The 26,205-nt window shown below is 56.3% G+C and carries 21 protein-coding genes; 13 read left to right on the plus strand and 8 right to left on the minus strand.

The genetic code is table 11. The features are described 5' to 3' along the window. Positions 1-4: 4 nt before the first annotated feature. The 4 genes from HP15_RS07010 (at position 5) to HP15_RS07025 (ending at position 4,988) form a co-directional block, all read left to right on the plus strand. Positions 5-223, plus strand: coding sequence for a DUF2835 domain-containing protein (locus HP15_RS07010; protein WP_008172004.1), 219 nt, complete (start codon positions 5-7; stop codon positions 221-223). Positions 224-588: 365 nt separating this feature from the next. Then, on the plus strand, positions 589-2,760 hold the full coding sequence (katG, locus tag HP15_RS07015; RefSeq protein WP_041645165.1) for a catalase/peroxidase HPI: 2,172 nt from the start codon (positions 589-591) through the stop codon (positions 2,758-2,760). Positions 2,761-2,897: 137 nt separating this feature from the next. Next, positions 2,898-3,869, plus strand: a complete 972-nt coding sequence (locus HP15_RS07020; RefSeq protein ID WP_014576820.1) for a tRNA dihydrouridine(16) synthase DusC — start codon at positions 2,898-2,900, stop codon at positions 3,867-3,869. Between the two features lie 126 nt (positions 3,870-3,995). After that, positions 3,996-4,988, plus strand: a complete 993-nt coding sequence (locus tag HP15_RS07025) for an MBL fold metallo-hydrolase (protein WP_141201835.1) — start codon at positions 3,996-3,998, stop codon at positions 4,986-4,988. 30 nt (positions 4,989-5,018) lie between these two features. On the opposite strand, the gene HP15_RS07030 is transcribed toward HP15_RS07025, so the two are convergent. Further along, on the minus strand, positions 5,019-6,032 hold the full coding sequence (locus tag HP15_RS07030) for a class I fructose-bisphosphate aldolase (RefSeq protein WP_008171996.1): 1,014 nt from the start codon (positions 6,030-6,032) through the stop codon (positions 5,019-5,021). Between the two features lie 162 nt (positions 6,033-6,194). On the opposite strand from HP15_RS07030, the gene HP15_RS07035 reads away from it, so the two are divergent. Continuing rightward, positions 6,195-8,273, plus strand: a complete 2,079-nt coding sequence (locus tag HP15_RS07035) for a dehydrogenase (protein WP_041645166.1) — start codon at positions 6,195-6,197, stop codon at positions 8,271-8,273. Here the strand turns inward: HP15_RS07035 and HP15_RS07040 are convergent. The 3 genes from HP15_RS07040 to HP15_RS07050 all read right to left on the minus strand — a co-directional run bounded on the left by HP15_RS07040 (position 8,243) and on the right by HP15_RS07050 (position 12,923). Then, on the minus strand, positions 8,243-9,802 hold the full coding sequence (locus HP15_RS07040) for a glutamate synthase-related protein (RefSeq protein ID WP_041645167.1): 1,560 nt from the start codon (positions 9,800-9,802) through the stop codon (positions 8,243-8,245). The genes HP15_RS07035 and HP15_RS07040 overlap by 31 nt on opposite strands. A 139-nt stretch (positions 9,803-9,941) precedes the next feature. Beyond that, positions 9,942-12,134: an OsmC domain/YcaO domain-containing protein gene (locus HP15_RS07045; RefSeq protein ID WP_014576824.1), complete on the minus strand. Its 2,193-nt coding sequence runs from the start codon at positions 12,132-12,134 to the stop codon at positions 9,942-9,944. Positions 12,135-12,227: 93 nt separating this feature from the next. Beyond that, positions 12,228-12,923: an aspartate/glutamate racemase family protein gene (locus tag HP15_RS07050; protein WP_014576825.1), complete on the minus strand. Its 696-nt coding sequence runs from the start codon at positions 12,921-12,923 to the stop codon at positions 12,228-12,230. A gap of 264 nt (positions 12,924-13,187) precedes the next feature. Here HP15_RS07050 and HP15_RS07055 point away from each other — a divergent pair, with 264 nt between their 5' ends. The 6 genes from HP15_RS07055 (at position 13,188) to HP15_RS07085 (ending at position 17,678) form a co-directional block, all read left to right on the plus strand. Continuing rightward, positions 13,188-13,892 (plus strand): MipA/OmpV family protein, encoded by a 705-nt coding sequence (locus tag HP15_RS07055; RefSeq protein ID WP_041645168.1) that lies wholly within the window; start codon positions 13,188-13,190, stop codon positions 13,890-13,892. An 11-nt stretch (positions 13,893-13,903) separates the two neighbouring features. Next, complete coding sequence (locus tag HP15_RS21655; RefSeq protein ID WP_014576827.1) at positions 13,904-14,581, plus strand: hypothetical protein; 678 nt, start codon at positions 13,904-13,906, stop codon at positions 14,579-14,581. Between the two features lie 463 nt (positions 14,582-15,044). Then, the gene (locus tag HP15_RS07070; protein WP_169702145.1) at positions 15,045-15,650 is read left to right on the plus strand and encodes a sensor histidine kinase; all 606 of its coding nucleotides are present in this window, start codon (positions 15,045-15,047) and stop codon (positions 15,648-15,650) included. Then, the gene (locus tag HP15_RS07075; RefSeq protein ID WP_014576829.1) at positions 15,647-16,399 is read left to right on the plus strand and encodes a LytR/AlgR family response regulator transcription factor; all 753 of its coding nucleotides are present in this window, start codon (positions 15,647-15,649) and stop codon (positions 16,397-16,399) included. Before HP15_RS07070 ends, HP15_RS07075 begins: the two co-directional genes overlap by 4 nt. Positions 16,400-16,416: 17 nt before the next feature. Beyond that, positions 16,417-17,328, plus strand: coding sequence for a pirin family protein (locus HP15_RS07080; protein WP_014576830.1), 912 nt, complete (start codon positions 16,417-16,419; stop codon positions 17,326-17,328). Positions 17,329-17,432: 104 nt separating this feature from the next. After that, on the plus strand, positions 17,433-17,678 hold the full coding sequence (locus HP15_RS07085) for a DUF1289 domain-containing protein (protein ID WP_014576831.1): 246 nt from the start codon (positions 17,433-17,435) through the stop codon (positions 17,676-17,678). Positions 17,679-17,729: 51 nt separating this feature from the next. Here HP15_RS07085 and HP15_RS07090 read toward each other — a convergent pair whose 3' ends face one another. From HP15_RS07090 to HP15_RS07100, 3 genes are all read right to left on the minus strand, one after another. Further along, complete coding sequence (locus HP15_RS07090; protein ID WP_014576832.1) at positions 17,730-19,829, minus strand: TonB-dependent siderophore receptor; 2,100 nt, start codon at positions 19,827-19,829, stop codon at positions 17,730-17,732. 88 nt (positions 19,830-19,917) lie between these two features. Further along, a complete protein-coding gene (locus HP15_RS07095) occupies positions 19,918-20,583 on the minus strand; it encodes a DNA-3-methyladenine glycosylase I (RefSeq protein ID WP_014576833.1) in 666 nt (221 codons plus the stop codon). Between the two features lie 13 nt (positions 20,584-20,596). Continuing rightward, on the minus strand, positions 20,597-21,721 hold the full coding sequence (locus HP15_RS07100) for a hypothetical protein (protein WP_014576834.1): 1,125 nt from the start codon (positions 21,719-21,721) through the stop codon (positions 20,597-20,599). 177 nt (positions 21,722-21,898) lie between these two features. Here HP15_RS07100 and HP15_RS07105 point away from each other — a divergent pair, with 177 nt between their 5' ends. Continuing rightward, positions 21,899-22,441, plus strand: a complete 543-nt coding sequence (locus tag HP15_RS07105) for a GNAT family N-acetyltransferase (protein ID WP_041646175.1) — start codon at positions 21,899-21,901, stop codon at positions 22,439-22,441. Between the two features lie 16 nt (positions 22,442-22,457). Then, positions 22,458-23,564 carry a histone deacetylase family protein gene (locus HP15_RS07110; protein WP_014576836.1) on the plus strand — a complete coding sequence of 369 codons (1,107 nt, stop codon included), beginning with the start codon at positions 22,458-22,460 and terminating at the stop codon, positions 23,562-23,564. Positions 23,565-23,574: 10 nt separating this feature from the next. Here HP15_RS07110 and HP15_RS21660 read toward each other — a convergent pair whose 3' ends face one another. Continuing rightward, positions 23,575-26,205, minus strand: coding sequence for a sensor domain-containing protein (locus HP15_RS21660; RefSeq protein WP_014576837.1), 2,631 nt, complete (start codon positions 26,203-26,205; stop codon positions 23,575-23,577).

Below are 26,205 nucleotides of genomic sequence, written 5' to 3' on the forward strand. Positions count from 1 at the left end.
GCCAATGCAGCAGATTATTGTGGATATCAGCATCAGCCCTGATGAGTGGATCAAGCTCTATCAGGGCGTTGCCACAGATGTTCACACAACGGCCCGGGACGGACGCTCTGTCCGATTCCCGGCCCGTATCCTCTCCCGTTTTTATCTTCGCGATGGCATTCGCGGCAGTTTCCGCATCGTCTTTGACGACGCCGGCAAGTTTTCATCCATTGAGCGGCTCTGACCGACCAGAGCTTCATCCATAAATAAAAACTCTCACAAATTTATTTTTAATTAATTGTATTACGCCATCGGTCCCGCGCTACGGTGGAGCTGTTCTCGTTCGGCAGGAGCAGATCCATGTCCAATGTAATGTCACTCAGTCGTTCAATCGCATGGCCGGACTTTTTAGACATTCTGGCGAGATATTCAAGTGATTACGCTTGTGCCCAGTAAGGCAGAGAACCCGCAAACATTGCGGGAAATCCTATAGGCGCACGCTATCCGGGACATAAGAAATACTCAGAGCAGATTATTGGGTGTGTCCTATAGTTAGAAGTGCCTGAATCAAAGCAGTGTCGTTTTGCCAACCCCAATGAGGAGAGAAAAATGACAGACAACAACAGTGCGGGCGGAAAGTGTCCCGTAATGCACGGTTCAAACACTCAGGAAAAAGCCGATGTAGCCGGCTGGTGGCCTGAGAACCTCAATCTCGACATCCTTCATCAGCACGACCGCAAAACCAATCCTCTCGGTGAAGACTTCGACTACCGGGAAGAAGTCAAAAAGCTTGATCACGAAGCCCTCGAAAAAGACATGCACGAGCTGATGACCAACAGTCAGGAATGGTGGCCTGCCGATTGGGGGCATTACGGCGGCCTGATGATTCGACTGGCGTGGCATGCCGCTGGTACCTATCGCCTGGCCGACGGTCGTGGTGGTGCCGGCACCGGTAACCAGCGGTTCGCTCCGCTGAACTCCTGGCCCGACAACGGCAACCTCGACAAGGCACGCCGCCTTCTGTGGCCGCTTAAGAAAAAATACGGCAACAAGGTGAGCTGGGCCGACCTGTTTATCCTGGCCGGTAATGTTGCCTATGAGTCGTTTGGCCTGAAGACCTTCGGTTTCTCTTATGGCCGCGAGGACATCTGGCATCCGGAAAAAGACATCTACTGGGGTGCGGAAAAAGAGTGGTTGGCGCCGTCTGACAGCCGTTATGAAGACGTCGACAAGCCCGACACCATGGAGAACCCGCTCGCTGCAGTGCAGATGGGCCTGATTTATGTGAATCCTGAGGGCGTGAACGGTGTGCCGGATCCGCAGAAGACTGCGGAGCAGGTGAGAACGACCTTTGCCCGCATGGCGATGAACGATGAAGAAACCGCAGCGCTGACCGCCGGCGGCCATACGGTGGGCAAGGCTCACGGTAATGGCGACGCCGATGCCCTCGGCCCGGAGCCGGAAGGGGCTGACGTTGAAACCCAGGGCTTTGGCTGGATGAACCCGAACCTCGACGGCAAGGCGACCAACGCGGTTACCTCTGGCATCGAAGGTGCCTGGACCTCGAATCCGACCAAGTTCGACATGGGCTACTTTGATCTGCTGTTTGGCTACGAGTGGCAGCTGACCAAGAGCCCGGCTGGTGCAAACCAGTGGGAGCCGATCGACATCAAAGAAGAGCACATGCCGGTTGATCCGACTGATCCGTCCGTCCGTCGCAAGCCGATGATGACCGATGCCGACATGGCAATGAAAGTCGATCCGAAGTACCGCGCAATCTGCGAGAAGTTCATGGCAGATCCCGAGTACTTCAAGGACTGCTTCGCCCGTGCCTGGTTCAAGCTGACCCACCGCGACATGGGGCCCAAGTCCCGCTATATCGGACCGGGTGTGCCTGATGAAGATCTGATCTGGCAGGATCCTGTTCCCCAGGGCGAGACCAATTACATTGAGGAAGTGGTCAAGCAGAAGATTGCCGGGGCCGGATTGAGCCTGAACGAGCTGATCTGCACCGCCTGGGACAGTGCCCGTACTTTCCGCGGCTCAGACATGCGTGGTGGTGCAAACGGTGCGCGGATTCGCCTGGCGCCCCAGAAGGACTGGGAGGGTAACGAGCCCGATCGTCTGGATAAGGTGCTGAAGGTTTACGAGCAGATTTCGGCTGACACTGGCGCCAGCGTTGCTGACGTGATCGTGCTTGGCGGTAACCTTGGCATCGAGATGGCAGCCAAAGCAGCCGGCCACGAGGTTCACGTTCCCTTCCTGAAAGGTCGTGGTGACGCTACCGACGAGATGACGGACGCCGAATCCTTCGATCCGATGGAGCCGCTGGCTGATGGCTTCCGCAACTGGCAGAAGAAGGACTACGTGGTCAAACCGGAAGAAATGCTTCTGGATCGTGCCCAGTTGATGGGACTGACTGCGCCTGAAATGACCGTCCTGCTGGGTGGCATGCGGGTGCTCGGTACCAACTACGGCGGCACCAAGCACGGGGTCTTCACCGATCGCGTTGGCCAATTGACCAATGATTTCTTCGTCAATCTGACTGATATGTCGAATCGTTGGGAGCCGACTGGCAAGAACTCGTACAACATCGTGGATCGCAACAGTGGCAATACCAAGTTCACTGCGACCCGTGTTGATCTCGTGTTCGGTTCCAACTCGATCCTGCGTGCCTACGCAGAAGTGTATGCCCAGGACGACAACGAAGAGAAGTTCGTGAAAGACTTCGTTGCAGCCTGGACCAAGGTCATGAACGCCGACCGGTTCGACGTCGAATAAGACCTGTAAGCAAGCGATTGGACACCCCGGTTTCGGGGTGTCCGTCTATCAACTTCCCGCCAAATTCCTTACAATCCGCTCTGTCTGATTTTTGATCAGTCTCACCTCGAACAGACCCTGTAATTGCTGGAGCACTCATGCGCATCATTCTCGCCCCAATGGAAGGGCTGGTTGACGCACCCATCCGTGAAACCCTGACCGGGGTAGGCGGCATCGACCGTTGCGTAACGGAATTCGTTCGTGTCACCCATGGCATGCTGCCACCGAGAGTGTTCTACAAATACGCCCCCGAATTGTACAACCGGTCGCTCACTCAAGTGGGCACCCCCGTTGCCGTTCAGCTGCTGGGTTCAGACCCTCACCAGATGGCGCGCCACGGCGTGCGTGCGGCAGAACTCGGTGCCACCCAGGTGGATATCAACTTTGGTTGCCCGGCCAAAACGGTCAACAAGCACAAGGGTGGCTGTGTGTTGATGCGCGAGCCGGAGCTCATGCATGAGATCGTCGCCGCTGTCCGTCAGGCTGTACCAGCGCATGTGCCAGTCACAGCCAAGATGCGGCTGGGGTATGACGACCGATCCATGGGTGTGGCTTGTGCCCAGGCGTTGGAAGCGGCAGGCGCGGCGGAGATTGTCATTCATGCCCGTAGTAAAGTAGACGGATATAAGCCGCCGGCCTATTGGGAGGAAATCGCCCGGGCCCGGGAAGCTGTCAAAGCCCACGTAATTGCCAATGGCGAAATCTGGAGTGTCGCGGACTACTGGCGTTGCCGTGAGGTGTCCGGCTGCGATGACGTGATGATTGGGCGTGGCTTGATCGCCCGACCAGACCTCGCCCGGCAGATCAAGGCCAGCCAGCAGGGCGAAACGGTGCCGGATATGACCTGGCCGGAAGCTGTCGCCCTGGTTCGTGAGTACGCTACGGTTCTGCAGGGATGGCTTGAGGACCGCTATGTGACCGGTCGAATCAAACAATGGCTTAACTTTCTCCGCCAGGGTTTCGCCGAGGCAGAGGCGCTCTGGCCCGAGGCCCGCAAAATCCGTCAGGTGGCGCCCATGCTGGCATGCCTGGAACAGCGGGTTATCCTGACGGACTCCCGCGCTGCCTGATCCTTATTCAAGCGCACCCATTCAATCCCCACGCGTTGACCTTCCCGCCGCCTAAACTGGTATCAAAGGGCTTGTCGTTCGTATCAATACCGGTACCAATAAAAAACGAGTGGGAGGACGAACAACATGTTCAGAGCAGGTTTGCGCAACACGATGGCCTTTGCCGGAGTGTCTGTCTGTATGCTATTCGGCGCCGCTATGCCGGCTGCCGCCGACGACCACGTGGTGAAAGTCACACCCCTGGGTAGCCACGATGGAGAGTTCTGTGGCCGGGACCGGGCGCTGGTCTTTGAAGATCCTAATGGCACCCGAATTCTCTATGACGCCGGCAGAACGGTCGCCGGTCCGGATGATCCCCGACTGGGCAAAATTGATGTTGTTCTGGTTTCCCACATGCATGGGGACCATGTGGGTGATCAGCGTATCAGCAAGACCAATCAGGGCACGTGCGGATCTCCGGACACCGGCGTTTCAACATTGCCACAATCCAACACTGTTGATATTGCGGTAAAACACGGTTCAAAAATTGTTACGGGTAGCGAAATGCCCGCCTTCTTTGCTGCCAAGCTGAAAGATGCCGGCGGTGATCCTGCAAACTCGCTGTTGGTTCGGTTCGGTGGCGAGCGTGAGGTTGGCGGAGTGGCAATTACGACCGTGCCGGCTGTGCACAGCAATGGCGTATCGCCCTCGTTCCTCACCGGGCCACTGGCAGAGTATCTGGCTGCCGCGGGTGTTGGCGCCAGTGTCGGACCACCCACGGGCTACGTGCTCAGGTTCTCCAACGGCCTGGTGGTCTACCTGTCCGGTGACACTGGCATTACTGCCGAGCAAAGACTGGTCGTGAAGGATCACTACGGTGCGGGGCTTGTGGTGATGAACATCGGTGATACGTTCACCACCGGACCGAAACAGGCCGCCTACGTAATCAATGATCTTGTGCAACCGAAGGCGGTTATCGCCTCCCACGCCAACGAACCTGCGACCTCCGGTGGCATGGTGCAGGAAGGAACGCGCACGGCTCTGTTCCGGGATTCAGTGACAGTGCCGGTTCATGTGCCCCTCAGTGGCCGCACCATGGCGTTCAATGGCATGGCGAGCTGCGTCTCCGGCTGCAACTAGGAGAACACGGGCACACAGGGCTGTTGCCGGTCAGTCTTCCATCTCCGGTCGGTAATGGCCCGCGCGAGCGGCACCGTTCAGGCGGGCCCGCTTCAGCATTGCTGCCTGAGCCTCCGGACCATTGTCCAGATTGCCGGCCCAGGCCTTCTGTGCCGGTTCCTGCAAAGCCCGTCCGTAAGAGAAGCTCAACTCCCAGGGCTGCGCGCCCATGCTGTTCATGGCGTTCAGATTGAGAGTGGCTTCTTCCGGTGTCTGGCCGCCCGAGAGGAAAAAAATGCCGGGTACCGCAGCCGGTACCGCCCTGCGAAAAACATCGAGAGTCGCTGTCGCCACGGCTTCCGGGGATGCCTTCGGGCTTTCCTTGCCCGGCGTCACCATGCTGGGTTTGAGGATCATGTATTCCAGTGCCACCTTGTGTCGGTACAGGGCGTGGAACACCTCTCGAATCACCGCCTCGCTGACTTCCGCGCAGCGCTCGATGGAATGGTTGCCATCAATCAGCACTTCCGGCTCAACGATCGGCACGATACCCAGGGACTGGCAGATCGCCGCATAGCGGGCGAGAACCTCGGCATTCGCCTCGATCGCCTGCCGTGAGGGCAGGGTGTCCGATATATGGAACACATCCCGCCACTTGGCGAACCGGGCCCCCTGGTTTTTGTAGATTTCCAGGCGGTCCTCCAGACCATCCAGGCCAAAGGTGATTTCATCACCGGGGGCATTCACAAGAGGGCCTTTGCCCTTGTCTACCTTGATGCCCGGCACAATGCCTTTGCTGGCCAGCAGCTTTGGCATGGGAACATTATCCAGGCTCTGCTGGCCGAGAGTCTCTTCAAACAGAATGACCCCGCTGATGAATTCTCCGAGCCCGGAAGCCGAGAAAATAAGGCTTCGGTACTCCCGGCGCATATCTTCGCTCGACTCCACGCCAACGGCCTTGAAACGCTTGGCAATGGTCGGGTGGCTTTCATCCGCCGCGAGAATTCCCTTGCCGGGCTGAACCAGTTCCCGGACGGTAGAGTTGAGTTCTTCCTGAATGGTCATGGTGAGCTCCTGGTTGATCCTTGAAAGTCTGTTGGTCGTTCGGCCCGCCACTCTATTGTAGACGTTGAATAGCGGTCTGGAATTTGATCTGCGCTAAGGCAGAAACCGATCTCCTGAATTAGGCTGTAGATGATAACAACAGGAAAACGGGAAGACCTGAATATGAAAACCGTTGTCAGCGTCAGCCAGGGATCTGGTGAGTACGATTATGATATCGAGACGTCGTTTCTTGGGCAGCCTTTCCGGATTATCCGGATCGGTACGGACGGCGATCTTTCCCGGGCCGAGGCGGTTCTGGAGTCCGTGCATCCGCAGGCAGATGCCATCGGTCTGAGCATGGTACACGATCATTACGAGGTGGGCCGGGAGCAGCTTGAACACCCGGATACTGCCCGCCTTGAGGCCTGTGTGCCGGATAAGCCGGTAACCACCGGTGCCGGGTTGCGGGCTATCCTGCAGGAATGGGCTGTGCGTCATACCCAGTCTGAGCTCGGGCATTTCTTCGACAATGCCCGGGTGCTCTTCTTGAATGGGCAGGCCGGTTACCGGATTGCCAGGGCCCTTTCCGAACATACCGAGAATCTCTTCTTTGCCGATCCTTACACGGATTTCGGAGTGCCCAGGCTGCTGACTTCCCTGAAACAGCTGGAAACCTATACCTCGCTTACTGCACCCATCATGTTCAGGCCTGCGGCGGTGAAAGCGGTTGAAACCATTCTCCGAACACCGCTGTATCGCTTGGGTGAGAACCTGGTGAAAGGTTCGCTCCATCACGCGGTCTCCGAGGCTCATGTCATCGTGGCTTCGATAGGCGACCTGGAGAACTTCACGGCGAAAGAGCTGGATGGAAAAACCGTGATTACCTCGCGGGTAACGGACGCGGCCATGGACTGGATGCGTTCGCGCAAGGTTGCCATGGTAGTGGATTACAGTCCCTGGTTGGAGGGCCGCCCCGTTGGCGTGAATGTGATGGAGGCGATGATCAGTGCGGCGCTTTCCAGGACGCCGGACCAGTTGGGCCCCGATGACTATCTGGATGTTATTCAGAGCCTGGAGATTGAGCCGCGAATCCTTTACCCGAACGGTTATCGCCGGGTTAACCGGTTTGCGTTTGTCATTCATCCCCTGTCGCAGCAATACCTCACCAAAACACCGCCCCTGGACTGGGTTGCCAACGTATCACCGCCTGTGGTGATGAACCTGGTGGAAAAGGCCATCGCGTATTCGCCACCGTTCATCTACTCCAAGGTATCCGGAATCCGGTCACCCAATGGCGATGAGGTGGAGGGCTGGCTCATTACCGTTGGTGGCACCCCTCGGGAAATCATGGCCCACGGGCCGGAATTTACCTACGCCCGGTTGCTGCAGGCGGCCAAACTGGCCAAGAAACTCGGCGCCCAGATCATGGGCCTGGGTGCGTTTACCAAGGTCGTGGGTGATGCCGGTATAACGGTGGCCAAGCGGGCGCCGCTGCCGATCACGACCGGCAACAGCTACAGCGCATCCGGTGCCCTGTGGGCGGCCCATGACGCCATGAAGAAAATAGGGCGGGTGAGTATTGGGCCCAGTGGCAAAGCGGCCGGCAAGGCCATGGTGGTGGGCGCTACGGGTGCTATCGGGTCTGTCTGCGCCAGATTGCTGGCCAAGGCAGTGGACGAGATTTATCTGGCGGCACCGGAGCCGGCCAAACTGCTGGCTCTCAAGGAAAGCATCGAACAGGAAACGCCGGGTGCCATCGTACATGTTGCCGGCTCTGCCGAACGCGATCTGGCCGACATGGACATGATCGTGACCGCCACCTCCGGGGCCGGCAAACGTATCCTGGATATCATGAAAGTGAAGCCGGGCTGCGTCATAACCGACGTCGCCCGCCCACTGGATATCCCGGCGGAGGATGTCGCCAAGCGGCCGGATGTGCTGGTGATCGAATCTGGCGAGATTCAGCTACCGGGTGAGGTGCATATGAAAGACATCGGGCTTCCGAAAGGCATTGCCTATGCCTGCCTGGCGGAAACCATCGTGCTTGCTCTGGAAGCGCGTTTCGAGAACTTCACTCTCGGGCGGAATATCGAGTGGGAAAAAGTGCGGGAGATTTACAAGCTGGGGCTGAAGCATGGCATGAAGCTGGCCGCCATTTCCGGGGTGAACGGTGTGTTCACCGAGGAGGACTTCGAACGGGTTCGAGTCCTGGCGGCCAGCGAAGAAGCACCTCAGGCAGAAGGATCAAGCACACCGGCGTAGCGAACGCCGCTGAGCAGGGCCATCTCCCGATGCCAGGTGGACAGGTCATCTATGTTCAGTTTGCTCAGGCTGTCGTGGCCACAGGCTCGTGCCATCACCTGCATCAGTGAGACAGAGGCCTCAAGGAAGTTCTGCAGCTGTTTGGCAGACTGGTCGACGTTCAACCGTTGGCGCAGGTCCTTGTTCTGGGTCGCAATGCCTGCAGGGCAATTGTTGGTGTTACAGATACGGGCTGCAACACAGCCGATGGACTGCATGGCACTGTTGGCAACGGCAATACCGTCAGCGCCCAGCGCCATGGCCTTCACAAAATCGATAGGAACCCGCAGGCCACCGGTAACGATCAATGTGACCCGTCCGCTTGCACCGCGGTCATCCAGATAGCGCCGCGCACGCGCCAGGGCAGGAATGGTGGGCACACTGATGTGATCACGGAAGATCTCGGGAGCAGCACCGGTGCCGCCGCCACGACCGTCGAGAATGATGTAGTCGGCGCCGGCATCCAGGGCGAATTGCACATCCCGCTCGATGTGATTGGCGCTCAGCTTGAAGCCCACGGGAATACCTCCGGTCACTTCCCGAACATGGCTGGCGAAGCGCTGGAAATCCTCAACTGAGCGCAAATCGTCGAAAGTGGGTGGGGAGTTCGCCGGTTCGCCCTCAGGAATATTGCGAACCTCTGAGATCTTGCCGGTGTTCTTGTTGCCCGGCAAATGGCCACCGGTGCCGGTCTTGGCGCCCTGGCCACCCTTGAAGTGAAACGCCTGCACTTTCTTGAGCAATTCTTCCTTGTAACCGAACTTGGCGCTGGCCAGCTCGTAGAAGTATCGGGAATTTTCCTGTTGCTCCTCAGGCAGCATGCCGCCCTCGCCAGAGCAGATGCCGGTGCCCGCAAGCTCGGCGCCACGAGCGAGAGCAATCTTGGCCTCCTCCGACAGTGCCCCGAAGCTCATGTCGGAAACGAATAGCGGCATGCTCAGTGTCAGTGGCATGCGGGCTTCAGGCCCGATTACCAGTTCGGTCGAGACGTCGGCGTCGTCTGCCAGCGGTTTACTGGCCATCTGCGCCACCATCAGTTGGAGGTCGTCCCAGTGGGGCAGGGTGTGGCGGGGCACGCCCATGGCAGTTGTCGGACCATGGTGGCCCATACTGCTCAGCCCCTCACGGGCCAACTGATGAATAAATTCAACGGTGGGTTCTTCTTTGGTGGATTTGGCCTTCGGCGCATCACCGGATTCCTCGTCGCCATCATCGTCTGACTCCGGCGCCTCCTTGCCAACCTGGTCATCGCTGAACTGCTGGTGAGTGCCGTCACAATAAGGCGCGCTTCCGGTCTGTTTACACTGGCACAGAACCGCCTCTTCGTCTTTTTCGGCCTTGAAGACCTTGGGCTTGAACCCCGTATCTCCGTGGGAACCGTCGCAGAACGGCTGGTTGTTGGAACGGCCACAAACGCAGAAGGCGTATTCCTCGCCTTTTTTCAGGCTGACTTTCTTGGGCTTGTTATCAGCGATCACCGGATTGCTCATTGCAAGGCTCCTTGTTTGGCGTATGCCACAAATGTACAAGGGTGTACGGGCATTAAACGCAAATAGGCTACTTGTAATGATCAAGTGTGGATCAGGACTGACCGCGCCGCCAATGCGGCGCGGCTCGCTCGGCGTCCGATTACTGCTGCAGGCCCGCCCTGGCTGCACGCGCCGCGTGCAGCTTCCGGTAGCTCTCGATCAACCGCTGATGCTTCTCCAGCCCATCCAGTTGCATGTTCGTGGTTTCCAGGCCGTGGAAACGAACGCTGCCATCCACTGAGCCAACAACAGCTTCCATGGTTTCCTTGCCGAACATGCGGGTGAAGTTGGTTATGTAGTCGCCCAGCTCCATTTCGTCGTCAAGGGTGACTTCGAGAACCGCATACATCGCTCGGTAGAAAAGGCCGCGCTCAACGGTGTTGTCGTTGAACTGAAGGAACATGTCGACGAATTCCAGGGCTTCTTCATGCCACTGCAGGGCAAGGCAGATCAGGATCTTCAGCTCAAGGATCGTGAGTTGGCCCCAGATGGTGTTTTCATCGAACTCCACGCCGATCAGGGTGATGATCGTCATGTAGTTGTCCAGCTGGCTGGCTTCCAGGCGCTCCACCAGATCGGCCAATTGCTCATCGTCCAGGCGGTGCAGGTTGAGGATGTCTTCCCGATAGTCCAAAGCCATGTTGGTGTTGTCCATTATCAGGTCTTCCACCGGATACACCTCGGAATAGCCTGGAACCAGGATTCGGCAGACCGGCGCGCCCAGTTCCTCATAGACGGCGACATAGACTTCCTTGCCCAGCTCCTCGAGGATACCGAACAGACACTCGGCTTCCTCGGCGTTGGTGCCGGAAAAATCCCATTCAACAAAATCATAATCGGACCTGGCGCTGAAGAACCGCCAGGACACCACGCCTGTGGAATCGATAAAGTGCTCCACAAAGTTGTTTGGCTCGGTCACTGCCAGGCTGTTGAAGGTGGGCGCCGGCACATCGTTGAGGCCCTCGAAGCTGCGGCCCTGCAGGAGTTCCGTCAGGCTTCGCTCAAGGGCCACTTCAAAGCTCGGGTGAGCGCCGAAAGAGGCGAACACGCCGCCCGTTCGCGGGTTCATCAGGGTAACGCACATTACCGGGAACTGGCCGCCGAGGGAGGCGTCCTTTACCAGAGTCGGGAAACCCTGGGCTTCCAGGGCTTCAATGCCTTCCAGGATGTTCGGGTATTTTTCCAGTACCTCCCGGGGCACGTCCGGAAGTGCAATCTCCTCTTCGATAATCTGCTTCTTTACCGCCCGTTCGAAAATCTCCGACAGACACTGAACCTGTGCTTCGTTCAGGGTATTGCCCGCACTCATGCCGTTGCTGAGAAACAGGTTCTCAATCAGGTTGGAGGGGAAATACACCACCTCGCCATCCGATTTTCGCACGTAGGGCAGGGAGACAATGCCCCGGTCGGCTCTGCCGGAGTTGGTATCAATCAGGTTGGAGCCGCCAAGCTCGCCGTCCGGGTTGTAGATGGCGAGGCAGTGGTCATCCAGAATACCTTCCGGCAGCTCGTCGTTGGGGCCCGGCTTGAACCACTTTTCGTTCGGGTAGTGGACGAAGTCGCTGTTGGCGATGTCCTCACCAAAGAACTGATCGTTGTAGAAAAAGTTGCAGCTGAGCCGCTCGATAAATTCGCCCAGGGCAGAGCACAGGGCGCTTTCCTTGGTAGCTCCCTTGCCATTGGTGAAGCACATGGGTGAGGCAGCATCGCGAATGTGCAGGGACCACACGTGCGGCACAATGTTCCGCCAGGAGGCAATCTCGATCTTCATGCCTAAGTCTTCAAGGATGCCAGTCATGTTGGCGATGGTCTGCTCCAGGGGCAGGTCCTTGCCTTCGATAAAGGTCTGGGTGCCGCCTTCCGGCTGGGTCATCAGCAGTGCCTGGGCGTCCGCGTCCAGGTTCTCGACGGTTTCAATCTCGAAGGTCGGGCCGGTCTGGACCACTTTTTTCACGGTGCAGCGGTCGATCGAGCGCAGGATGCCCTGGCGGTCTTTCTCCGAAATGTCCTCGGGCAGTTCCACGGAGATCTTGAAGATCTGGTTGTATCGGTTTTCCGGGTCCACGATGTTGTTCTGGGACAGGCGGATATTCTCGGTGGGAATGTCCCGTGCCAGGCAGTAGACCCGGACAAAGTAGGCTGCACACAGGGCAGAGGAGGCCAGGAAGTAGTCGAACGGGCTGGGCGCCGAGCCGTCGCCCTTGTAGCGAATCGGCTGGTCCGTTACGACGGTGAAATCGTCAAACTTGGCTTCAAGTCTGAGGTTCTCGAGAAAGTTGACGTTGATTTCCATTGCAAAGAGTCCTGGATCGGAGAATTTGGCGCGCCATGGCTTCTAATGGCGGCCATTATCCAGTTTTTGCAGGTGTTCGTCTTGGTCGGTCTTCTACGGATGATGTAACGCCAGCTCCACGGCTCGGGCGGCGTGAATCTCCGTGGTGTCGTAAAGTGGAACCTCAGTGTCGGCCTGGCTGATCAGCAATCCGATCTCGGTGCAGCCGAGAATGACCGCCTGGGCCCCGCGCCCCGAAAGCGACGAAACGATATCCAGGTAGGTGTGGCGCGAGTCAGGCTTGATCTCGCCCTGGCAAAGCTCTTCGTAGATAACACGGTGCACCTCATCCCGCTGGCTTTCATCCGGGGTGAGAACGTCGATACCGGCCGCCTCCAGTCGTTCCCTGTAGAACGCCTGCTCCATCGTAAAGCGGGTGCCCAGCAGGCCTGCTCGGGTCACACCCTCTTTCTTCAGTAACTGCGCGGTGGCATCCGCGATGTGTAGCAATGGAATCCCGATCGCCTGTTCGATCTCCGGAGCAACCTTGTGCATGGTGTTGGTACCGATCACCAGGAAATCCGCGCCGGCCTTCTGAACTGACAGAGCGGCCCCGGTAAGAATGTCGGCAGTGGCCGGCCAGTCGCCTTTGTGTTGTAGCGCTTCAATCTCGGCGAAATCCACGCTGAAGAGCACCAGTTTGGCTGAATGCAGCCCGCCCAGGCGGTTTTTAACGCCCTCGTTGATAAGCCGGTAATAGGTTTGCGTGGATTCCCAGCTCATGCCGCCGAGAAGGCCAATGGTTTTCATATATGAAATCCCAGAACAGAGTTTCCAACGACTCTAGCACAGTCTAGTGCGGTCGAATGCGCGTTACCGTCCATCTCTATTTATGCCGGCTTGTCGTCCATACCAACCGTTTATCTCACGCTTCCTTGGAGATTCTCCATCCGTGTGAAAGTCCGTGCTTCCGGGTATTCCACCCCTGAATTCATTCACTTGGAGATCATTGAAATGAACCCGTTAGCGACTCACCTTGCCCTCCGGTCAAGGCTCACTTTTACAGCACTTGTCTTGTGTATTCTTGCAGGCCCTGTCAGCGCCTCCGACTGGGACGCAAGCCTTGGCCTTTCGGGCGGCTCTATCCAGCGCCATGTAAAGGGGGAGAATGATCAGCATGTCGTCGTACCTTATGCCGATCTGCGGTGGGGGATGATGATGGCAAACCCGGAAGGTATCGGGCTTGTTACCTCGCCCACGTCTTCTAGCAAGCTCAAGGTGATGGTGCAGTTACGCCAGTCTGTGTTCGACCCGGATGATAACAAGGTGCTGGCAGCACTGGACGACCGGGATGACACCGGTGAGTTACTGATCAAATGGGGGCAGGCGACCCCCTGGGTTGATCTTGCCATTTTTGCGTCGGCCGATGTGTTGGACCGGCATGGCGGCCATGAATGGGGTATTGCAGTATCGCGCGAATTGCCCGCATGGGGGGGTGCGCTGGTGCCAAGCATTGACGTGCGTCAGCAATCGCGAAGGCTGGTTGATTACTACTACGGCGTTAGCCAGCAAGAGGCGTCTGCAAACATTGCGGCATACGAAGGAGAGAAATCGGTCGTAATGCGGACGTCGGTCTCTCACGTCCAGAAACTGGGTAGCGATTGGCATTCGGTGTTCGCGTTTGGTTATGAACATCTTGGCGACGGAGCTGGCGAAAGTTCAATCGTGGAGCGCAAGGGCTTCTGGTCTGGTGGTGTTGCAATCTTTTATCAGTTCTAGGAGCAAACGACATGAAGCTGTGTTTCTCATCTCGTGAACGAACGGGAGGGCTTGCCGGTATCCTTGCCGGATTAACGTTTCTGTTCGGGATGGTCTTTTACCTCGCGCTCTTGACGGAAGTTCAGTTCGGGAATCTATCGGCAGACATCACTTCCCAGCTCATTTACCTGCAGGGGCACAGCGGTTTTCTGTATACATGGTATTTTGTTATTTACCTCGTGTTCGGCTTTGCGCTGCTCAACATGCAGTTCGGATTGTCGGCGTTGTTGCCGAGAACAACCCTGAGCCAAGCTGCATCGCTCGCGGCGTACCTGTGGGCAGGTCTCGTGATTTCAGCGGGGCTGGTGGCGACCGTAGGGCATAATATGGTGATCACTCTTGCACAAGCCCATCCGGAACTCGCGCCGGGGGCCTTTGTGTCGCTCCATATAGTCGTCAACGGCCTAGGAGGCGGGAACGAACTCGTAGGTGGCGTATGGCTGATTCTGGTTTTTTTTGCCTCACGGCAGAAACAGTCGTTGCCAGAGGCTATTCAGTGGAGCGCACTGTTGGTCGGTTTTGCCGGCACGGCTACTGCACTGCCGCAACTGGCAGGGTTCTGCGGTGCGGTATTCGGGCTTGGCGGCATTCTCTGGTTCGTGGCCACGGGTATGCATCTGGCTTTTAATGGAGCAGGGCAGACATCATGATTACTGAGATTCAACGTCTCTGGCAGCGCCATGACCTGCTCCGAGATACCTTTCAGACGCTTGCAATCTGCTACGCGATTTCGATGGTAATCTGGCTAACGGACGCGGGCGAGTTCTGGCTGACACTGCAGGTTGCTCTCGTATTCGGGGTGTCTTGCCTGTGTGCGATACGGGTCAGTGTTCATTATCTTGAAAACCGGACTTCCATATTGGTGGCCACGGTCATTGGCTACCTGGTGGGAGTCGTTATTGGCATCGTCCACTTGTTTTATCAGCTTTATGGCTCCTTCGAAGAAGTGCGGGAGGCGCCGGCTTCTGATCTTATACTCAAGATCCTGTTCAGTTTGTTGGTGACCTACGTTTTCTACAACTCACATCGTTTGACCCGTAAACGTAGAGAACTACAGGCTCAACGAATGCGAACGCTTGAGCAGGAAAACAGCTGGCGGAATCCAACTATCAGGTGTTGCAATCAAGAATTGAGCCGCACTTCCTATTCAACACACTCGCCAATATACGTGTACTCATTGACGTGCGACCGGAGACGGCGAAAACAGTTCTGGATGACCTTACAGGGTTGCTCAGAGGTTCCATGACCAAGGCTGAGCGTCAGCTCATTCCTCTGTCTGAAGAGTTGGAGTTTGTGAAAGCTTACCTTTCGATACAGCGCACTAGAATGGGAGACAGATTGACCTTTGAAGTTGTCGTGCAGGATGACATCGCTGGAGTGAGCTGCCCGCCATTTACGCTGCAGCCGCTTGTTGAAAATTCGGTTATCCATGGCATTGAACCTAAACTTGAAGGCGGTCATATCCGGGTGCTGGTAGATGTTGGACCTGAGCGGTGCTGCGTTACCATCCGTGATACGGGGCTGGGATTGCGAAAGGATTCTCGTAAGAACAATGGCGTCGGGCATGGAATCGCCGTTGACAACATTCATCAGCGTTTGTCGCTGCTCTATGGAAAGAATGCATCGCTGATACTGGCCAACCATACTGATGAAAAGGGCTCAGTAACCGGTTGCGTTGCTACGGTTCGGTGGCCGATTAATCCCGGGGACTCGCCATGAACGTTATGGTTGTTGACGATGAACCCTTACTCAGATTTCACCTTCAGAAACTGCTCACGGATCTCTGGGATGAAGCAGAGCAGGTGATCTGTGTGGGGTCGGGCGTGGAAGCGGTCGAACGAATCAATGAAGTTGATGTGCATACCGTGTTTTTGGACATCAAGATGCCCGGTATGAGCGGCGTTGAGACAGCGGGTGTCCTGCGTGATATGGGATTTTCCGGGAACCTCGTATTTGTTACAGCCTACGATCAACATGCCTTGGAGGCATTTGAACATGAAGCGGTGGACTATCTGCTTAAACCCGTGCACGGAGACCGCTTGTATCAGTGCATTGAAAGACTGAGAAAGCGTGATGAAAGAACAGTGAAGTATGAGCTGGATGCTGCGCAGCTGAAACGCCTAATGCCGGTTGCAGGCTCCAGCGAACTTCGCTGGATTAACGCCACCCGCGGCCAGCAGGTTCATGTTATACGGTTGGACGATGTCTGTTGCTTTATCGCCGAGGACAAGTACACAACAGTGGTGACCGAGAACGGGGAGTTCCTCATTCGCAAAACCATCAAAGAATTAACGGAAACCCTCGATGTTGATCAGTTTTGGCGTATTCATCGTGCGATCATAGTTCAGGTTGGCCGTATTTCCAGGGTGGAACGAGATGAAGAAGGACACTATGAGGTGTTTATGGATGGCATTGGCAGAAGACTGCCGGTCAGTCGCAGCAATGCCCATCTCTTCAAGCAGATGTGAAGCTTAGGGAGCGATGCATGAGCAATCTGATGAATTCTGTCGAACAGAGCTGTGATTCGGCCGATGCGCCGTGCAGCGCCATTGAAGTCATTTTAAGCCCAAGGGTTGCTGATCTGGGCGGCTTTTCTGTGCGTCGCCTGTTGCCAACGGCAAAACGGAAAATGGTCGGCCCCTGGATTTTCTTTGATGAGATGGGTCCGGCGGCATTTCCGGCCGGCGAGGGCATCAACGTATTGCCGCATCCGCACATTGGCATTGCCACCGTAACCTACCTGTTTGAAGGCGAAATATTGCACCGGGATTCGGTGGGCAGCTACCAGCCCATCCAGCCGGGAGATATCAACTTGATGGTGGCCGGTAGTGGCATCGCCCATTCCGAGCGGGAGCGTCCTGAAATCACGGCCAAGGATCATCGTCTGCATGGGCTCCAGCTCTGGCTCGCCTTGCCGGAATCCCACGAGGAAACCGACCCCGCCTTTCATCATTATCCGGGCGATCAGATACCAGCCATCGACATTGACGGTGTCCCGGTCCGGGTAATGATCGGCAGTGCCTATGGCGTGAGCTCACTGGTGCGCCAATTCAGCGACACGCTGTATCTTGAAGCTACCCTGAAAGCCGGTCAGACCCTGGAGTTGCCGGAGGCGACCGAACGGGCCGTCTATGTCGCCAGTGGTGCGTTGCGAGCTCACGGCTCCGAACTGCCTGCCCATAGCATGACGGTTTTTTCCCGAGGCTCCGGCGTTGAGGTCACTGCTACTGAAGAAACGCGTATCGCTGTGATCGGTGGTGAGCCCCTTGGTAAGCGGTTTATTGAGTGGAACTTTGTTTCTTCCACCAGAGCCAGAATCGAAAAGGCCAAAGAGGACTGGAGGGCCGGGCGGTTTGCCAAAGTCGTGGGTGATGAGGAAGCGTTTATTCCCTACTAGGAGCTTGTCTCGGTTTTCCACTGGTGCCACGCCTTGTATCCAGGTGTCGACGTCTACAGTGTTAAGTAGAGCCACTTCTCAAAGAAGGAGGGGAGCCAGTATCCATGGAGCCCGTCACCAAGAAACCCTGTATCGACGTCTGCGAGTTCAACAAGAAGGCCATCTGCAAAGCCTGCGGCCGAACCCGTCAGGAGAAGAAAGAGTGGAAACAGCTGTCACCGGAACAGAAGCAGGCGATCTGGACACGTATTCTGGAGTCTCACGGCTCGGGTAAAGGAAAGAATCCCAAGGCATTGCGCGAGTTGTACGAGAAGGCCAAAAACAAGAAAAAGAAGAAAAAGAAGAGCTGATCGCCGCGGAAATATTCGGGTTGCGGCGATCAGAGACCTCAGGGTGAAGTGTTAGAAACGATACTTGGCGTTTGCATTCACAGTGCGCCGCTCGCCGTATCCGCAGTCTGCACCCTCGGAGCGACACCAGGTGATGTACTCTTCATCGGCCAGGTTCTTGGCATCGACGGTGAAGTCCCAGTTTTGCCAGGTGTAGCCAATCATGGCGTCGTAAAGGGTAACGGAAGGCACGACGGGCCCGCCGCCAGAACCAACGTTGTCTCCCACATATCGAACTCCGGCACCGAACCGCCAGTTGCTGGCGATATAGAGCTGGTTCCACCAGGAAGCCTGACGCTCGGCTACATAGGGAAGACGGTTGCCGGTGCCATCGTCTTTGGCACTGATGTCGGTATACGCCAACTGGGTTTCGAAACGCTGCCAGCGTTTGTTCACCTGCAGCTCCCAGCCGTCGATCACGGCGCCGGTCTGCTCGACACCTCCTGGCGTATTGCCATCACTGACGCGGTTCTCCTGGGTAATATCGAAATACGCGGCGCTTATGCCGAGGGACTGGTCCGGTGAAACATACTTCACGCCAGCTTCCTGCTGGTCGCCGGTTGTCGGTTTCAGGGTATTAGCCTCGGGAGTGCCGTCGGTACCGAGGTTCATGCTGAAGGCTTCAGCGTAGCTGATGTACGGAGAAATCCCGTTTTCAAACCGGTACATCAGACCCGCGCGACCGGTAGTGGCTTCTTCATCACTGACGGTGTCTGATCCGGAGACGGCCAGGCTGCGGTTCTCGGCCCAGTCGTGGCGAAGGCCGGCGGAAACGACAACAGGGCCGATTTCAATGTGGTCGGCAACGTAGAGGCCAATCTGCTCAATCTCGTTGTCTGGCCGGTCGGATGGGTTGATGATGCTGTCATTCAGGTTGCCGTACTGTGGGTCGTAAACATCGAATGTTCCGCCCAGACCATAGCCGTAGAAGTAGTTGTCCTGTTCCCAGAGGGCATCCTGGCGGTCGGCTCCGATAATAAGACGGTGGCGGGTCATGCCCAGATCAACATCGCCCTCGAGACGAGCGTCCATGTTGAAGATACGGGTTTCAGTGTCTGCCGTGTAAATGGTTCGTGATACCTCACCGTTGGCGTCAGGAACGCTTGGAATAGTGATCCAATGCTCACGAGTTTCTGCGCTGGAATCGGTATAACGGGCCGTAGCGGAAACCGCCCAGTTGGAATTCAGCTGATGATCGACAAACAGGGTAGCCTCGGTCTTCTCCCGGTCGTAACGATCCCAACCCGGTTCGCCAACAAACCGCTCGGAACCGATGAAACCCTGAGAACCCGGCTCCAGGGTGCCGGCCTGTGGCAGGAACTGGGCAGACACCTGGCCTTTGTTCTCCTGACGGTTCAGAAGCAGGGTGATGCTTGTATCATCGGTGGCGCGCCAGGTCAGTGAAGGGGCGAGTACGTAGCCATCGTCTTCCACATAATCCACCTGTGTGTCGCTGTCGCGTCCCAGTGCGATCAGACGGTACAACAAATCACCACTCTCGTTGACGGGGCCGGTTACATCCACGGCCAGTTGCTTGTGATTAAAGGTGCCATACTGGGCCCAGATCTCGCCGCCCTGTTCCTTTTCCGGGAGCTTGGATACCCCATTGATGATGCCGCCCAGGTCGCTCTGGCCATAAAGCATGGAGGAGGGGCCCTTGAGCACTTCGATGCTCTCGAGGGCGTACACATTGGTGCGGACGGTGTTGTAGGAACCGTAGATCTGACGCAAGCCATCCAGGTAGCGGCCGGCGTCTACTCCACGCACTTTTGCGGAATCGATTCGGGTGTCAAAACCGAAGTTGCCCGCGTTAACCCCTGGGGTGTAGAGCAGGGCGTCCTGGATGTTCTTGGCGCCGGAATCTTCGATGAAGCTGCGATCGACGATTGAGACCGAATAGGGTTGCTCTTCAACCGGAACGTTCAGTTTTCCAACGGCCGGCGTTTTTTCCAGAGGCATATAGTCCGGAGCGGTAATCGCATCAGAAACCACATCGAGAGCTTCGAGTGTGGTCGCGTCGTTGGTTTGCGATTGCGCCATGGCCAGAGAGCTTGCGCCGAGGAGTGAAACCAGTGCTGCAGAGCTGCAGCGTCGGGAGCGAATGACTTTCATACAAAAATACGCCTTCATTGTTAATGCGGAGGCGAATGATAACAATTATCATTAAATAAACAAGAGGTAATGAAATCGCGTGACAAGGTCAGTCGATAGTAAACGAGAGGATTCTCGAGATGTGGCTGTAGGGCAGGCCACTCTCCTCATGCCAGAGATTAAACGCTTCCTGCGCTTGCATCAGCCCTTTCCTGCTGGTGGGTGAAGCATCCAAAACCTCTTCCCTATGCAGCGCGGCAATAACATCCCGTGAAAGGATAAAGCCGTCCCAACCCACTCGCCGCAAAAAGTACTGGGCGCTGTTGCCACCGAGCCTCGCTCCGTTGCGTTTAAGCCACATCAGCAGGCCGGCCTGGTCACTGCTGGGCCAATTGGCGAGGAACTTGCCAAAGCTGCCGTGTTCCCGGGAGGCATCGACAATCATCCGCGCATTTTCGGGAACGGTCTGAATTTTCTGCGCGTTCCTGACGATGCGTTCGTCGCCCGCCAAACGCTCAAGCACTTCGGGAGGAACCTGCTGCCAGTAAAGCGGTACAAAGCCTTCGAAGGCCTCTTCAAACTTCGGCCATTTGTTTTCGATCACCCGCCAGACGAAACCGGCCTTGAAGATGCACCGGGTGATTTCCGAAAGGTATCGATCGTCACCAAGAGCCTCAAGCTCGCCGGGTGCCGCCACTCTCGGCAGCCGTGCGAGAACCTCGCTCTCGCCGCCTTTCTGGAGAACGGCCTGTTCGTAGATGCGGGAAAAGGACATAGCGGTCTTTGAATCAGTCCAGTGTGTTAAGTGATTTTTTCCGGCCAACGTGCGACAGGCCAATAATCAGGGTTCCGAGTAACCCGAGGGCAGGGCGCACAATCAACCGGAATACCCAACTGCCGATGTACAACACCGGCAGTAGTATCAGCATCCACCCGAGAAACTGCACCAGCTTTACCGGGTAGCCCATTACTTCCGCTACCTCTGCCAGGACGTCGTTGATGATACCGGGGTGTGTGACCACCAGATACCCCACGCCAATCACGGCGGGCCATTTTGCGTAGCGGGCGGTCGTCATCAGCATGCGCCCGCTAGTCGTGAGGCGAGCGGCCAGTGCTGCGGACCGGGTACCCCTTGCAGCGCCTCTGGATGAAACAGCGACAGCCCGTCCTACCCGAAGTACCTTCAACGCGCTGGCAAAAACCAGAACATCCACCGACGCCCAGCCGATATCAGAGGCGGTCACGTCGTCACCGGTGCGGTGCTGAATCTCAAGGTTGCGTATACCACTTGCGAAGAACTGGTTGATGTTCTCCAGCACCCGTTCGGTTCGAACCCAGATGACGTCGCCCTGCTCGTTCAATACGAACTGGCCCAGGAAATCGTGCCCTTCTTCCTGAATAAAGCGCACGGCGTACCACCCGCGCTCTTCCGGAGTCAGCTTTTCCTTTCGGGACGTGCTTTGTTGGCCGGCGGTACTGTTACCGGTGTCTTCGCCTCCGGTAAAGAACTCCACGGCCGCCTGATATTTTTTCGCCAGATCGTTCATCAGCTCGATAGAGCCAACAGGTTTGCTCAGGAAATAGTGAATCGGCGGAAGAATGTTTTCGCCATAGAGCCGAAGAATTTCCCGGAATTCCGGTTCGGGACCATATAGGGGAAATACTTCGCGTGTCATCGCCGGGTATCGCAAATACGCTGCCCGGGCCTTCAGTAGCAGCAGTTCGTCGTCTGCCATATCCAGCAAGGCTGCCTGCACTTCCAGTGGCTCTTTCTCGATCCGAGGGAATTCCCGGAGAGTATCTTCCGCCTGAATCTGGATCAGCCGCTCTTCAATCAGCATGGGCCGGGATGTGACCGTCGACAACAATGCAACGATCACCGAGATCCCCAGAATCAACAGGAGTTTTCTCATCGAAACTTACCCCGGGCAGGAATGAGTAAAAGAACCGTGTAGGGGTTGCCGCTTTTGTAGCTCGATCAACCAGCGACTACGCTTTGGAGAGTAGCGCAAATGTATACGCCCCGAAAATGCAGATCATTCCGGGATTGGGCTGGCATGCTTTTGGCGAAGGTCGAACGGGAGTTGCAAGTGGCGGTAAATCAAGCAAAGCGTGGATTTGTCATCAGAGAGGCCCGGGAAGAGGATTTGCCCGAGATGGTGGGCTTCCTCGCCAAACTGGCCCTGCATGTTTCGGGTGCGCCTCCCCATGACTTGAAGGAAAGCGAGTACAAGCGGCTTCTGCGAACCCTGCACTCCGCGCTGGACGATCCCAACAGACGACTCGTTGTGGCCGAAAGCAAAAGCGCCGGGCTCGTGGGTATGGGTTATGTTTATATCTGGAGAAGCCAGGGCATCTGGGAGCAGTCGGAAGCGGCAGAATTCAAGTCCGGCGTTATTGATGATATCTGGGTAGAGCCGGACTTCCGGGGGCTTGGTATCCTGAAGGCACTGTTGCGGGATCTTGTGACTTTCGCGGAGGAGCATCACGCCTCGGAGCTGATCCTCGAATACTCTGCTTCAAACAAGGAAGCCAAGGCTGCCTGGACCAAGCTGGGTTTCAAACCGACCGGGGTTCGCGCGGCGGCATTCACCTCGGTGGTTAAGCAGGCGCTGGCGGAATCACAAGGATAAGAAAAGGAAACAGGCCATGATCGGCGATCGCAGTGTGAATGTGTTTTACGATGAGATCATGCTCGGGCATAACCCCGAGGTGGATCTTCCGTTCATGCCCAGCCGGGTGGAAAAGCGGGTGCGATCCATTCTTCAGGGCTTGGATTTCAAATGGAGCTATCCGGAGCACCCTGGGCGGATCAGCGCCATCAAGGAGTATCTGGATGAAAACCCTGTGGCAGGTACTCAATTCAAATCGGGTGCGGCTGCCGCAACATACGATCAGCTGGCACGGGTACACACCACCTCCTACCTTGACCACATCTTCTCACTGGACGGGAAACGGGCGTGGCTTGATAAAGATACTACGGCGGTGTCACCCGACAGCATCAAAGCCGCCACGGCTGCGGCCGGCAACGCCATTGCCGCCGTTGAAAGCGTTGTGAAAGGGGAGTGTAACAGCGCGTTTGCCCTGATCCGCCCGCCCGGCCATCATGCGGAACCGGTTCGGGCACGGGGATTCTGCCTGCTCAATAATGTGGCCATTGCTGCGGCCCATGCCCAGGCCAAACTCGGCTGTGAGAAGATTCTGATCATCGACTGGGATGCCCATCATGGCAACGGTACCCAGGACATTTTCTGGGCAGACCCCGATGTCCTGTTTTTCGATACCCACTGCGCGGCGCCATTCTATCCCGGATCCGGTCACCTGGAAGAGATCGGTGATGGGCTGGGGGAGGGCTACACCATCAACGTGCCACTGCCGGAAACGGCTGGCGACGTTGCCTTTGAGAAAGTGTTCCGGGAGATCCTGATGCCGGCGGCGGATTACTTCCAGCCGGATCTGGTGCTGGTCTCTGCCGGCTTTGATCCGCACAGAAACGACATGGCCCTGAACCTCACCTACGATGGTTTCAAAGTAATCACAGGTATTGTTCAGGCGATTGCCGACAAACACTGTGAGGGACGGTTAGCGCTGGTTCTGGAAGGTGGCTACAGCCTGAGTTCGCTGTCCAAGGGGGTGCACGCCGTGCTCGAAGTGCTGGCCGGAGGGGAGGTACCGGAAGTGCATGAAATCGGTGTACCGGAGGCCGAGGAGGCAGCGGAATTCCATCGGTCTGCTTTCAGTGACGATCAGGAGTGATCAAGCCGCCTCAGAGTTGAAATTTGGCAATCACCTCCGAAAATGGCATCGGTCGGGCGATCAGGTAGCCCTGAGCCTGATCACATTCTCGCTCGCGCAGCATTGCAAGTTGCTCTTCAGTCTCAACTCCTTCAGCAATTACCTTGAGGTTCAGGCTGTGAGCCATGGCAATGATCGTGTTCGCAATCACTTCACTGCCTGGATCGGTAGTGACCTCGTTTATGAAGGATTTATCGATTTTTAAAGTATCGATAGGGAAGCGCTTCAGGTAGCTCAGGCTTGAGTAGCCAGTGCCGAAATCGTCGAGCGAGATGCTGACGCCAAGACTGCTTAGCTGAGACATGGTGTCTATTGCCGCCTCAACCTCATAAATCAGGGCGCTCTCTGTGATTTCCAGCTCCAGGTAGGCCGGCGGCATGCCGGTTTTGTCCAGAACTTCTTGTACAACAGTCACGAGATTCTCTTGATGGAACTGTCTGGCAGAAAGGTTTACTGCGACTCTCAGTCCCGGAATTGCCGCTGCCTGACGACAAGCTTCGTAGAGTACCCACTTTCCGATAGGTATGATCAAGCCCGTCTTTTCTGCCAGGGGGATGAAATGGTCTGGTGGGACCAGTCCTTCGGTAGGGTGCTGCCAGCGCAAGAGAGCCTCGAGGCCTACAAGCTGACGAGAAGCGATATCGATCTGCGGCTGATAATACAATTCGAGCTGGCGTTCCTCCAGCGCATGCCTGAGCGAAGTTTCCAGTGCAAGCGCGTCGCTCAGGGTGCCGTGATCCGAGGCAATGAAATGCCGGTAGTCGTTACCACCTTGCTCCTTTATCGTGGCCATTGCAGTTCTGGCACGATTGATCAACACATCCACGTCTATGCCAGTTCCGTCACATTCAGCGATTCCCATGCTGCAGGACACGAATAATTCTCGTCCGTTTTCCAACGAAATTACTGAGTGCAATTGGCCGTTGATGCAGGTAGCAATTTCAGAGGCGTCGGCTCCGCTCCGGTCAGGAAGCAACACGATAAACTCGTCACCACCCCAACGCGCAACCGTATCGGCTTCGGCAACACAGGCAAGTATACGTTCAGCGACTTTGCATAGAACGTAGTCCCCTACCGTGTGCCCCAGGCTGTCATTCACCTGTCGAAAGCGATCTATGTCGACATAGAGAATGCTGAACACGTTTTTTCGCCATTCGGCTTGAAGAATCGCCTGCTGCAGCCGGTCGGTAAACAACAGCCGGTTCGGCAGTTCGGTAACACTGTCAAAGTGAGTGAGGTACTCCAGCTGGTGGCTTTTTGCCAGGTTGGCGATCGCGAAAGAGATGTCACCGGCAACCTCGTTTAAAAGTCGCATTTCGGCTTGGTCAAAAGAGAATGCATCTTCTCGGTATAGCAGCAGGGCCACTTGTAGTTCCTGATCGCGATGCGTTAACGGGAATGCTACCAATGCCCCTACGCCAAGATTGATCAGGTCATTGAAGCCCCTATTGTAATCTGGCTTACGGAGCTCATTTTTTATGACGATGCGATGATTTTGGAGGCACTCGCCTACGATGGCCGTCTCTGCCTTGGATAACGGTCTGTTGCTAAATTTGTTGTTGGCAGCATGCTGGTTCAAGACGGTTCCTTGGCCCGAGTCGTGGTTGTACTCGACGATCATGGCTGCGAGTAATTCGCCTTCCTCGACCGTAAGCCGGGTAGCTTCCTCAAAGAGAGCTTTCCGGGTCTGTACCCTGACTATCAGGGTATTAATGCCACTCAACACCTTGTGGATACGGTTGAGTCTCAGAATCTTTTCCTCGGCCTTAAGGCGCTCAGTAATGTCCATTACCGACGCCATGATGTAGCGACCCTCCACCGTATGCACCGGGTTCAGGGCTATTTCTGCAGGGAATTCGGAATCATCATGGCGCAGGGCGAAAAGTTCGCGCCCCTCACCCATCATTCTCTGTTGGGGAGCATTCATGAACCCGCGCACGAAAACACTGTGCTCCTCGCGGAAGCGAAGAGGTAGCAGGCTTTCCAGGGGCTTACCGACCAGGTGATTTCGAGGGTAAAGAAACAGGGAATGGGCTAACTGGTTGGCCATTTGAATAATGCCGGCCTGATCAACCATTACGGTGGCGACGGGCGAGGAATCTATGGTTGAGCGAAACCGTTCCTCTTCACGGTTCAGCGCATCAGCGCCGAACCAACCGACAAAGCTCAGCACAAGAATGCTGGATACGGCGCTGATTGCAAACCCGAACGCCTCGCTATAGTAGCCTGCCTGAAGGCCTTTAAGGCTAAGCCAGCACATTAAAATTGGCGTGACTATTATAAACGGCAGAAGCTTTCGTACAGACCGACCACCGACGTAAGGGCTTGTGGCAGAGGCCATGATCCCCTCGTTCGGTCTAACCAGAAGCATGGCTGTACTGCAGAGCACGAAAAGGAGGGATGTGTGGAGGGCCATGGTTGAGAAAATCGTTAACTCAAACTGCTGAATTCCGAAAACGTAACCGGTCAGAGCTGACCCGCTGATAGTGAAAACCGTTAGAGCGAGGACCTGCAGTGCAATAGTCGAGTGGCGAACAGGTAATACGGTGGCCATCCATGCAGCGCCGATAAGGCCGAAACAGAGGGCCGTTCCGATGGACAT

Origin of the sequence: Marinobacter adhaerens HP15 (assembly GCF_000166295.1) — a bacterium.
Classification (GTDB): Bacteria; Pseudomonadota; Gammaproteobacteria; order Pseudomonadales; family Oleiphilaceae; genus Marinobacter; species Marinobacter adhaerens.